7 protein-coding genes are annotated in these 11,493 nt (G+C 62.8%); 3 read left to right on the top strand and 4 right to left on the bottom strand.

Features of this window, described 5'->3' with window-relative positions:
• Positions 1–563: 563 nt before the first annotated feature.
• The gene (locus ACR3FF_RS17640) at positions 564–2,255 is read right to left on the bottom strand and encodes an aldehyde ferredoxin oxidoreductase family protein (protein WP_458189412.1); all 1,692 of its coding nucleotides are present in this window, start codon (positions 2,253–2,255) and stop codon (positions 564–566) included.
• Between the two features lie 188 nt (positions 2,256–2,443).
• On the opposite strand from ACR3FF_RS17640, the gene ACR3FF_RS17635 reads away from it, so the two are divergent.
• Positions 2,444–2,980 (top strand): DUF7344 domain-containing protein, encoded by a 537-nt coding sequence (locus tag ACR3FF_RS17635; RefSeq protein WP_458189411.1) that lies wholly within the window; start codon positions 2,444–2,446, stop codon positions 2,978–2,980.
• Here ACR3FF_RS17635 and ACR3FF_RS17630 read toward each other — a convergent pair.
• The 3 genes from ACR3FF_RS17630 to ACR3FF_RS17620 all read right to left on the bottom strand — a co-directional run bounded on the left by ACR3FF_RS17630 (position 2,977) and on the right by ACR3FF_RS17620 (position 7,855).
• Positions 2,977–4,863 carry a cation:proton antiporter domain-containing protein gene (locus tag ACR3FF_RS17630; protein ID WP_458189410.1) on the bottom strand — a complete coding sequence of 629 codons (1,887 nt, stop codon included), beginning with the start codon at positions 4,861–4,863 and terminating at the stop codon, positions 2,977–2,979. The genes ACR3FF_RS17635 and ACR3FF_RS17630 overlap by 4 nt on opposite strands.
• Before the next feature lie 56 nt (positions 4,864–4,919).
• A complete protein-coding gene (locus tag ACR3FF_RS17625) occupies positions 4,920–6,854 on the bottom strand; it encodes an AMP-dependent synthetase/ligase (protein WP_458189416.1) in 1,935 nt (644 codons plus the stop codon).
• 83 nt (positions 6,855–6,937) lie between these two features.
• On the bottom strand, positions 6,938–7,855 hold the full coding sequence (locus ACR3FF_RS17620) for an MBL fold metallo-hydrolase (protein ID WP_458189409.1): 918 nt from the start codon (positions 7,853–7,855) through the stop codon (positions 6,938–6,940).
• A gap of 660 nt (positions 7,856–8,515) precedes the next feature.
• Between ACR3FF_RS17620 and serS the strand changes: the two genes are divergently transcribed.
• Both serS and ACR3FF_RS17610 read left to right on the top strand, forming a co-directional pair.
• Positions 8,516–9,874, top strand: coding sequence for a serine--tRNA ligase (gene serS, locus ACR3FF_RS17615; protein WP_458189408.1), 1,359 nt, complete (start codon positions 8,516–8,518; stop codon positions 9,872–9,874).
• Between the two features lie 129 nt (positions 9,875–10,003).
• Complete coding sequence (locus ACR3FF_RS17610) at positions 10,004–11,422, top strand: FAD-dependent oxidoreductase (protein WP_458189407.1); 1,419 nt, start codon at positions 10,004–10,006, stop codon at positions 11,420–11,422.
• Positions 11,423–11,493: the final 71 nt, after the last annotated feature.

The following is an 11,493-nucleotide window of genomic DNA, read 5'->3' as shown; positions in this document are numbered from 1 at the left end:
AGACGAGTGCGAAACCCGCACAGATGACGCTTTCGGCGTATTCGGACTGAAACCTACGGCATTGCCGGAATCCCACTGTTGTGGGAAGCCCCGTCGTTTACGACGGGGAGGATGTCACTTCGAGACGCCGCGAGCGAAGGAGTGTAGCGACTGAGCGAGCGTGAAATCCCCGATTTTCGGAGGAATCTCTGGCATCGCTAGGGGCTGGCCTGCCCTCGTCACGCGATGGCAGGCGACACAACTGCCAGGAATCGCCCGGGAACACGACCGCCAGAAGTCGGCCGGTGACACAACCGCCAGGGGCCAGCACACTCTCCGCGAGCGAAGGAGCACCGTGACTGAGCGAGCGGGCCAAGGAACCCCCGAAGGGGGTGAGGAAGTGTCTTCGTGAGCGACGCGAGCGAATGGCTCGGAAGTCGCACGCCCGCGGAGCGTCAGCGAGCAGGAACGTCTTCCGGTGCTTTTGGTCGAGCTTTTACAGGGAGACAGGGCGCGGCCGCGCGCGACGGCACGCGGCCGTGACCCCTCGACCGTCGTAAAAGGTCGTGGAGAAAAGGTCGTCGTTAGTCGTCCGCACTCACCGCACCCGAGTCGCCCGCCACGTTACCCTCGGGAACCGTCCCGTCGTCGTTCCAGCCCCGCACCTCGTAGTACTCTGACAGCGCCGACTCGAACTCCGGCAGGTCGTAGGGGAGGGTGTCGTCCTCGCGGTCGAAGCCGCGCTGGTTGTTGAAGTGGCGTTCGAGTTCGACCACGGTGGCACCCATTGCAAGCAGGTCGTCGTACTCGGCGTCGAGCAGGGTTTCGAGTCGCTCTTCGGTCATGAAGTCACGCGAGAACTTGCAGACGACGCCGCTGTCGAGCACCGCGTTGTGGTTTTCTTTCTCGACGATGAGCGGCGGTTTGCCGTCCAGTCCTTCGGGGTCGACCGCCTCGTCCTTGTCGACGAGGGGGTACTCCTTCGAGTAGAACTCGGCGTACATGTGGTCCGCACCGCGATTGGAGACGGCGAACGCGAGACCCTGTCCGTTCAGGGTGCGACCGTCGTGGGCGGAGAATTCGAGGCCCTTGACCGTCCAGTCTTCGACGCCGAGGTCGGCGGCGGCGCGGTGGACGCCCTCCGCGAGAAGGTCACCTTCGTCCTCACGGTAGGCAATCTTCTCGACCAGTTCGTGGACGAGGTCGCTGTTCCCGAACTCGTCGTTCGCGGCGAGGTAGGCCGAGACCACGTCGCCACAGGAGATGGTGTCCATCCCGAACTCGTCACAGAGGTCGTTGGATTTCATGACCGAAACCACGTCGTCTACGCCCGCGTTGCTCCCGAACGCCATCACCGTCTCGTACTCGGGGCCTTCGGTCTCCAGCCCCGTCTCCTCGTCCCTTGTCGGGAGTTTACAGGCGAACGCACACTGCGAGCAGGTACCTTTCTGGTATTTCTTCTCGGCGACCGCCTCACCACCGATGTCGCTCGCGCCCTCGAACTCCAGTTCCGAGAAGTAGCGGGTCGGAAGCGCGCTGACGTGGTTCGCGTACTCGGTTACGCTGGTCGTTCCGGCCTTCTTCATCGGGTGGTCGTTCGCGGTGGCGGCCTCCCGATGCACGTCCATCTGAATCGGGTCGACGTCGATGTCCGGCGCACTGTCACCGTCGAAGCTGATACACTTCACGTTCTTCGACCCCATCACCGCACCGAGGCCGCCGCGGCCGAACGCACGGTGTTCGGTCGTCATGATGGACGCGAATCGGACGTGGTTCTCGCCCGCCGGGCCGACGACGACGAGCTGGTCGTCGCCGAGTCCGTGCTCGTCTTCCATGTACTCGTCCACTTCGGTCACGGTCGCCTCCGCGAGGTGTGAGACCTCCTCGAACTCGACGCCCTCGTCTGTGACGTGAATCGCCAGCAGTTCGTCGCTCTGGCCCGCGAGTTCCACCGCGCCGTACCCCGTCGCACCGAAGTTCCGCGAGAGGAACCCCCCAGCGTTCGAGGAGAGCAGTCCACCCGTGAGTGGTGAGACGCCGGTACAGTTCATCCGCCCGGTGAAACTCATGTTCGAGACCTGCAACGGACCGGTGGTGAAAAAGAGGCTGTTCTCCGGGCCGAGCGGGTCTGCGTCGAACGGAATCCGGTCGTGAGCGAGTTTCGTCGCCACGCCGCGTCCTCCGATGAACGACGACGTCACGTCGTCGATGTCTTCGGTTCGTGTCTCGCGGTTCCCCACGTCGATGGTGAGGAGCGAGCCTTCGGTGTGAAGCATGAACAAACCTTTGCGGTTGGAAGCAATAAAATCACAGTGTCTCACTCGACGGGAGAGTACGACGACAGTGTCGTCAGCTAGTATTGTTTCCCTCGGGGGGAGTCCTAAACTGACGAACATCTTTTTGCGCTCGCTCCGCGAAGTGACCCGGTGTAGTCCGAGCAAGCAGAATCACAGAGTCGCCGACAATGAGCATCGAAACAACGTCCGGGTCGCAGACACTCACGCCCGACGTGGCGTTCGAAATTCTCACGAACGCTCGACGCCGTTACACCCTCGCTTACCTCCGGTCGCAATCCGACGCAGTTTCCATCGGCGAACTCGCCGAGGCCGTCGCTGCGTGGGAACACGACACGACAACCGACCTCGTCTCCTCGAAGGAGCGAAAGTCCGTATACACCTCGCTCTATCAGACTCACCTGCCGAAGATGGCGGACGCGGGCGTCATCGAGTACGACAGACAGCGAGGCATCGTCCAGCTCGCAGACAGGGCGGAGGAACTCGACGACTACCTGTCACCGACGATGGAGACGCCGAACTGGAGTGGTTACTACCTCACGATAGCGGTGGTCGGCGGAACCGCAATCGTCTGTAACGTGGTGGGAATGTATCCTTTCACCGAGGTCCCCGTGCTCGCGTACGTCGGCTTGCTGCTCGGGTCGGTCGCGGTGCTCTCGGCGGTCAACATCAGGGTCGCACACAAGAATCGGGACAGCGGCGCTTAACGGGGGTGACACATTTCGATAGTGTCCCTCACCGCTTCCTTCCGCCCGAGGAAGGTGATGTGGTCGCCATTCTGGAGGGTGAACCCCTCACTGGGCACTTGCGTCTCACCGTTTCGTCCGACGAGCGCGATGAGGACGCCGTTCGGTAGTTCGTCGTCCAGTTCTGCGATCGTCTTTCCGACGAGGTCGGGTGCCGTCACCTCGATCTCCTGCACGTCGCCGCTCCGCCCGAGTTCTGTCATCCAGTTCGAGAGCGCCGGGCGTTCGATGACGTTGTCGATTGCCCAGGCGGTAGCGAGCGACGAGGAGATAGTGCGCACGCCGAGGTCTTCGAAGGCGTCCACGTTGTCCGGGTTGTTCGCTCTGGCGATGATGGTCTCCACGTCGAACTTCGAGTCGGCGAGTTGCGCGACAAGCAGGTTCACGTCGTCGTCGCCGGTTGCGGCCACGACGATCTTCGCGTTATCGGCACCTGCCGACCGGAGAACCTCCGTGTCGGTGCCGTCACCCCGATGGACGGTGAACCCGCCATCGCGGGCGGTTTCGATCATCGTTTCGTCCTGCTCGATGAGCACGACGTTCTCTCCACGGTCTTCGAGGCGCTCGGCGAGCGAACGGCCCACCTTCCCGCCTCCGATTACGAGTACACGCATTGGAATCACGTTCAGTTGTTCTGCGATGTGTCGGGCGAAGCCAGCCTCGAACACGACGGTGATGAGGATGACGAGAAAGACGGTTCCGATGAGGGTCGTCGCCGCGGCCTCGGCGTTTGGAACTGTTTGGCTGTTCTGCAGTTGGAAGGCAAACAGTGTCGCGACGGATGCAGGAATGATACCGCGCGGACCGACGAAGCTTATGAATAGCTTTTCGCCGCGCGTGAACCGGGTTCCGGCGGTCGAAATGAACACGAGGAGCGGACGGATGAGGAGCATCACGGCGAGAACGACGACGATACCACCGATTCCCAGCGAAAGCAAGTCCGTGGGTTCCAACAGTGCTGCAAGCGTGATGAACACGAACGAGAGGACGACCAGCGTGATGTCACCTTTGAACTCCTCGATCTTCTCTTCGTACGGCAGGTTCGAGTTACCGAGGACGATACCCGCCGTCGCAACTGCAGCGATACCCGCTTCTGTCGCGACGAAATCCGCGACGGCGTAGGCGACGAGTGCCCCCGCTAGAACGAGCAACCTGGCGTTTTGCGGCGCGTTTTCCCGCGAAAGATCGATGTGGCGAAGCACGTACCAGATGACGAGGGAGACGAAAAGACCCACGACGATTCCGGTGCCGAGTTTGTTGACGAACTCGCTCAGAAACTCGGCAAGCGCAAACGACTCCCCCCCCGTGAGCACGACGACCTCGAACATCACGACTGCGAGAATCGCCGCCGTCACGTCGTTGACGATACCTTCCGTTTCCAGTGCTGCACCGACTCGGTCACGGACGGCGACAACGGAGAGGATCGGGCTGATGACCGTCGGGCCGGTCGCCACCAGGAGAGAACCGATGAGGAAAGAGAGATCCCACGCTTCACCGAGCGCGAAGTGAACGACCGCGGCGGTGCCAACGAGCGAGATGGCCGCACCGACGGTGACGAGGCGAATCTGTGCAGATGGGGCCTCGCGGAGTTTGTTCAGTTTGAGATGGAACGCCCCCTCAAAGACGATGATGGCGACGCTCAGGCCGACGATGGGGGAGAGTGCGGTTCCGAACGACGAGGGGTCAAGTAAGCCGATTCCAGCGGGACCGACGATGATTCCTGCCGAGAGCAAGAACAACACACTCGGGACTTGGTATCGGTCTGCTAGTACCTGCGCTACGACACCGATGCCGATGATTGCGGCGACGATGTAAATCAACTCACCTCCTGCTTCGGCGCTCACGAGCATCCCTCCATATACTCGAAAGGAGAAACTCAAGGGTATAAAAACGACCGTTCTTACTCCGCGTAGATGGCCTCGATTTTGTCCGCGAACTGATCTAGGATGTTACGACGCTTCTTTTTCATCGTCGGCGTGAGCAGGCCGTTGTCCTCCGTGAACTCGACGGGAACGACCCTGAACTGCTTTATCTGTTCGTACGATTCGAATCCCCCGTTGACTTCCTCGACCTCGTCCGAAATCCACTCGTACACCGTGTCGTTCTGACACACCTTCTTCGGGTCGTCGGGAAGCGAGATACCCTCGCGTTCGGCGCGCTTTCGCACTTCCTCGAAGTTCGGGACGATGAGCGCACTGACGAACTTCCGGCCGTCGCCCATCACCATACACTGTTCGACGATTTCTCTCGCCGCGAAGGCATCCTCGATGGGGCCGGGTGCGACGTTCTTCCCTGTCGAGAGCACGAGCAGTTCCTTCGCCCGTTCGCGGAACGCGATGTAACCATCCGGCCGAATCTCGACAATGTCGCCCGTTCGAAACCAGCCATCCTCCGTGAACGCGTCTTCGGTCTCCTCGGGCTTGTTCCAGTAGCCGTCGGTGACGTTCGGTCCCTTCACGAGCAGTTCGCCCACCTCGCCTTCCACGTCGGCGAACTGGTCACCCACGAGCGAGGTGTCGACTTTCACCTCCTCGTCAACTACCGGCGGGCCGATAGTACCGATTTTCGGCTCTTCGGGCGGGTTGACGGAGATGACCGGCGCGGTCTCCGTCAGTCCGTACCCTTCCAGAATCGGCAGCCCCATGCCGTGATAGAGCGCACAGAGGTCGGCAGAGAGGCTTCCACCACCGCTGATGAGGAACTCGACATTGCCACCGAGTCCCTCTTTTACCTTGTCGAAGACGAGTTTGTCCGCGAGAATCTTCTTCGCTCGAAGGCCGAGTCCCGGCGAGTCGGTCTTGTGGTAGGCCACGCCGACGTCGGTCGCCCACTCGAAGATACGACGCTTCGCGTCGCTCGATTCGGCCTGCGAACGAATCGCATCGTAGATTCGTTCGTACACGCGGGGGACGCTGGTGCCGGTCGTCGGCTGAACGGATTGAAAGTCGTCACGGAGCGTGTCGGGACTCTCCGCATAGGCGACAGTGGCCCCAGCAGCGAACATCAGGAAGTGACCTGCCATTCGCTCGAAGACGTGTGCGAGCGGGAGAAACGAGACTGTGCTGGCGTTCTCGTCGATGGCGGGCACCGATTTGTCGGGACGGGGGCCGAATCGCCGGTAACACTGGTTGACGTTGGCGCGGAAGTTCCGGTGGGTGAGTCTGACCCCTTTCGGCCTCCCCGTCGTCCCGCTGGTGTAGATGAGCGTCGCGAGGTCGTCGGGGTCGCGGGCGTCGAGCCACTCCTCGTACTCGTCGGGAGAGAACACCTCTTTCCCCCGGTCGTGAACGTCCGCGAGCGTGTAGATGTCGTCGCGGTCGTACTCGCGTGCAAGCGAGTCCATCACGACGATGAACTCGAGGTCGAGGCTCTCTTCGACCTCGAGCACTCGCTCCAGCAGGTTCTCGTTCTCGACGACGACGGCGGTCGCCTCCGGGTCGCCGAGGAGGTACTCGACCTGCCGGACGGACGAACTCCGGTAGACGGTCGTCACGACTGCCCCTGCGGCGAGCAGCGCGAAGTCGGTCTGTGCCCACTCCATTCGCGTGTCGGCGAAGATACCGATACGGTCGTCCGCTTCGACGCCGAAGTCGCGGAATCCCGCCGACAGGTTGTGAACGATGTCACGCATCTCGGCGTACGACAGCGGCCGAAACTCCCCGTCCGGGGCCGCTGGAAGCACGGTTTCGGTGAGCGACCGGTCGTACACGCCGCCTTTGTACTGCTGGGCGGGACGGTTCGCGTGTCTCTCGGCACTGTCCTCGAACATTCGAGCCAACGTCGTTCGCCCGATGACCGGGTGGGTGAACTCTCGCTCGGCGTCACGCCACGTCATGTCACACCCTTCAAACTCATTGCTCATTAAGGTAGTGTAAAACGGTTAAAGAGTTTATCCCAGTTTGTGCGTATTCGGGCAGTTCACTCTTCTTCTCGTTGGTCAAGATAATGGAGAACGCCGCGAGTGTTCATCGTAGCCTCGGCACGAGCCTTCCGCTCGCCCCACACCTGGTCCATCTCCTGTTCGTCCACGAAGTGCTCGACGACGGCCTCGTCGTCCTCCGCGGCAGCGCGCTGGGCTTCGACGGCGGCGACCCACTGCGAGAGCACTCGCTCGTACTCGTCCATCGCCTCGTCGGAGTACGGACGCGGGCCGAAATGGGTGTACAGGAGCGTCGTCGGAGCGAATTCGCGGATGGTCTCCACGTCGTCCAGACACTGGTCGAGGTCGAAGTCGGAGGGCGGTGACGTGACGTGTATCTGCTGGACACTCGGCACCCAGATGCCCGCCGCGTCAGCCGTGAACACGGCGTCGTTCTGGTGGTCGTAGAATATCATCTGGTGGGGAGCGTGACCCGGTGCGGGGATGGCCTCCAGTTCGTGACTCCCGCAGTCGATGACGTCCCCGTCGGTCAGTTCCACGATTCGGTCTTCGGGGACGGGTTTCGGTTCGGCGTAGAACTGCCACTGGTCGCCGACGGCGCGCTTCGTTCCCTCCACGAGGTGGTCGGGGTCGACGAGATAACGCGCGCCGATTTCGGGGACGTACACGTCGGCGTTCGGGCACGCTTCCGCGAGGAATCCCGCGCCGCCGGCGTGGTCTAAGTGGATGTGCGTCGATGCGATGACCGCCACGTCCTCGTGCGCGATGTCGAGGTCGGAAAGGGCGTCCAGGACGTACTCGTAGTGTGTGCCGATGCCCGTCTCCACGATCGCCGGGCGGTCGGTGTCGAGGATGTAGACCGCTCCGTACTCCTCGGTGTCGTACATTCCGGTATCAAGGCAGTACAGGTCTGAACAGTCGCCCGTCGTGACTTCCCGCAGGTCACCGCGTGTCATACGATACGTCGTTTCGCCGGGAAGAAAAACGATTCGCGTCTCGCGTGGAAGCCGTGCTGATTCTGTCGGGGATGCTATCGCGGTGGCTCGTCCCACCGACAGAAGTTTCGTCAGGATGACGACTGCCGAGTCGCTAGCGAATCGTCGAGCAACATACCGCCACCGCACCTCGTCCTCCCCAGCCTCCTCCCTTCGTTCGTTCCACTCACTTCGGTCGTCCCTCGCGCGGGTGCGGCGCGAACGCCGCGCCTTCGCGCGCCACCGTGAAAGCAGCTGGCCGACCAGCCGGTGAGCACCAGGCCGGACAACCGACAGCGGCGTCGTCCGACCGAGAACCAGTAACGCGCCACCCCGTCTTTGGCTCCCCCTGGCGGACTGAAAGGGTGAACGCGCTGGGCGAACCCGGACGAAGCTCTCGTGAACGGATGTGAGAGAGGCAGCGAGAGCTTCGCACTCGCCAGCTAAGCACCGCAGGGAGTGAGTGACGAAGGAGCGAACGACCGAGGAGCGCAGCGAGTCCCGGGAGTCCAGCGTGAGGGCTTTCTGGGTCACGCCACCAGCAGTCACCGGCGAGTGGCCGACTCGACCCGATTACGACCCTCCCCGAAGCCGAAGAGAGCGATACGGTTTTTTGCAGTCGGACTGAAAAACGAGGTAGAAATGCTCGACAGGAAGTTTATCCGGGAGCATCCGGACGAAGTCAGGGCGGCCCTCGAAAACCGCGGGGCCGACGACGTGGACTTGGACGAATTTCTCGACCTCGACGAGGAGTGGCGCGAACTGAAAGCGCGCGGCGACGACCTGCGCCACGAGCGAAACGAGGTCAGCCGAAGCATCGGCGACCTGAAACAGGAGGGCAAGCACGACGAGGCCGAGGAGGCCATCGAACGGTCGAGCGAACTCAAAGCCGAACTGGAGGAACTCGAAGCGCGCACCGGCGAACTGGAAGACGAACTCGAAGCGCGCTCGCTCGAGATTCCGAACGTTCCACACGGGAGCGTCCCGGTCGGCCAGGACGAAGCGGACAACGTGGAGGTTCGCAGAGAAGGATTCGACGACCTGCGCGACCTGCCCGCCGAAATCGTCCCGCACTACGACCTGGGCGAGGACCTCGACATCGTCGACGAAGCGCGCGGTGCGAAAGTGTCGGGGAGCGGCTTCTACTTCCTCAAGGGCGACGGCGCGCGACTCGAACACGCGCTCATCCAGTTCATGCTGGACGTCCACCGCGAACAGGAGTACGTGGACGTCTTCCCGCCGGTGCCGGTCAACAGCGAATCCATGACGGGGACGACGCAGCTGCCGAAGTTCGCCGACGACGCCTACAAAATCGAAGGCGACGACCTCTGGCTCTGTCCGACCGCGGAGGTGCCGGTGACGAACATGTACGCCGGCGACATCCTCCTGCGCGACGACCTGCCCCTGAAACACCAGGCCTACACGCCGAACTTCCGCCGTGAAGCGGGCGAACACGGCGTCGCGACCCGGGGAATCGTCCGCGTCCACCAGTTCAACAAGGTCGAACTGGTCAACTTCGTGGAACCCGAAGGGAGCTACGACCGACTGGAGGAACTGCTCGCGGAGGCAGAGGAGGTGCTCCAGCGACTCGAACTGCCGTACCGCATCCTTGACCTCTGTACGGGCGACCTGACGTTCGGGTCGGCGAAGACCTACGACATCGAAGTCTGGGCGCCCGGCGACGACATGGCCGAGGGCCCAGAGCGCGGCGGTCGGTGGCTCGAAGTCTCGTCGGCGTCGAACTTCGAGGATTTCCAGGCCCGCCGCGCCGGACTGCGCTACCGGCCCGAGCGCCACGAGTCGACGGAGTACCTCCACACGCTGAACGCATCGGGCACCGCCATCGGACGCGTGATGGTCGCCATCCTCGAATACTACCAGAACGACGACGGCACCGTCACGGTGCCCGAAGCTCTGCGTCCGTACATGGGCGGCCAGGAGGTCATCGAGGGCCACGAACCGGTCGGCGAGAGCGCACTCGGGTCGGGCGAGCGCGACTGAGTTCGGCTTCCTTCCACACTCGTCTTTCCACTCGCTTTTCCACTCGTCTTCTCCACCACCCTTCTCCCTTCACGTGTTTTGTTCGTCTCGTGCAATACTGTTTTACCCTGCGACGACGAACGGTGAGACATGGACCGAACGTTCGTCGTCGTCGGTGGTGACGCCGCAGGAATGAGCGCAGCGAGCAAGGCGAAGCGAGACGACCCCGACACGGAGGTCGTCGTCTTCGAGAAAGGCGAGTGGGTGTCCTACGGTGCCTGTGGGCTACCGTACTACGTGAAAGGGGAGATCGAGACGCTGGACGACCTCGTGGCAATTACGCCCGAGAAGTTCGCCGAACGCGGAATCGACCTCCGCCAGCACCACGAGGTCGTCGACATCGACCACGAGCGGAAGACGGTCACTGTCGTCCACGAGGGAGAAGAGTTCGAGCAGTCGTACGACGACCTCCTCGTCGCGACCGGGGCGCGCGCCGTCGTCCCACCCATCGAGGGACGCGAACTGGACGGCGTGCTCACGCTCCACAGCATGGACTCGGCGGCGGCGGTCAAACACGCCCTCGCGCCGCCGGAGGCTGTCCCGGAAGACGAGTTCCTCGAAGGGTACGGCGCGCAGGTACACGAGTTCGTCACGAAGACGAATCCGGACTCGATCGGCATCGTCGGCGGCGGCTACATCGGACTGGAGATGGCGGAAGCGTTCGAGGCCCGCGGCCTCGACGTCCACGTGTTCGAGATGCTACCGCACGTGTTAGACCCGTTCGGGGAGGACGTCGCCGAGGAGGTCGAAGATCACCTCCGCGAACAGGACGTCGGTCTCTCGCTCGACACGATGGTCGAACGTATCGTCGGCGAGAACGGGCGCGTGACCGGAATCGAGACGGACGGCGAGCAGGTGTCGGTCGACCTGGTGCTGGTCGCGACCGGCGTCGCACCGAACGCCGAACTCGCGGGAGAGAACGGCATCGAACTGGGTGAGACGGGCGCTATCGCGACGGACGAGTACGGACGGACGAACGACGAACACGTCTTCGCCGCGGGCGACTGCGCCGAAGCACACCACGTCGTGACCGACGAACCCGATTACGTGCCGCTGGCGCTGACCGCGAACCGGGCAGGTCGCGCCGTCGGACAGACGGTGACGGGCACTCCGACGCCAGTCGGCGACATCGCCGGGACGGCGGTGGTGAAGGTATTCGACCTCGAAGTCGCGCGAACGGGCGTCATCGACCACGAAGTGGCCCGCACCGCCGGATTCGACCCTATCTCGCAGGTCATCACGGCGGGGTCGCGAGCACACTACTACCCCGGCGGGTCGCCCATCACGATTCGCCTGACCGCCGACCGCGAGACCGGCCGTCTCCTCGGTGCGAGCATGGTGGGAGAGGAAGGCGTCGCCCAGCGCATCAACACGGTGGCGACCGCCCTCCACGCAGAGATGACCGTCGACGAGGTGGAGTACCTCGACCTGTCGTACGCGCCGCCGTTCAGCCCCGTCTGGGACCCGATACTCACGGCGGCGAAGGTGCTCAACGGAAAACTCGACTGACCGGTCGCTTCCCGTTTTGGCTGGCGACAGAGGGGAAAAACGACCGTTTCATTTTTCAGAAAGTATTCATC

The sequence above is a fragment of the Haladaptatus ordinarius genome (assembly GCF_054177595.1).
The sequence above is the reverse complement of the archived record's forward strand: the minus strand, read 5'-3'. Positions and strand labels throughout refer to the sequence as shown.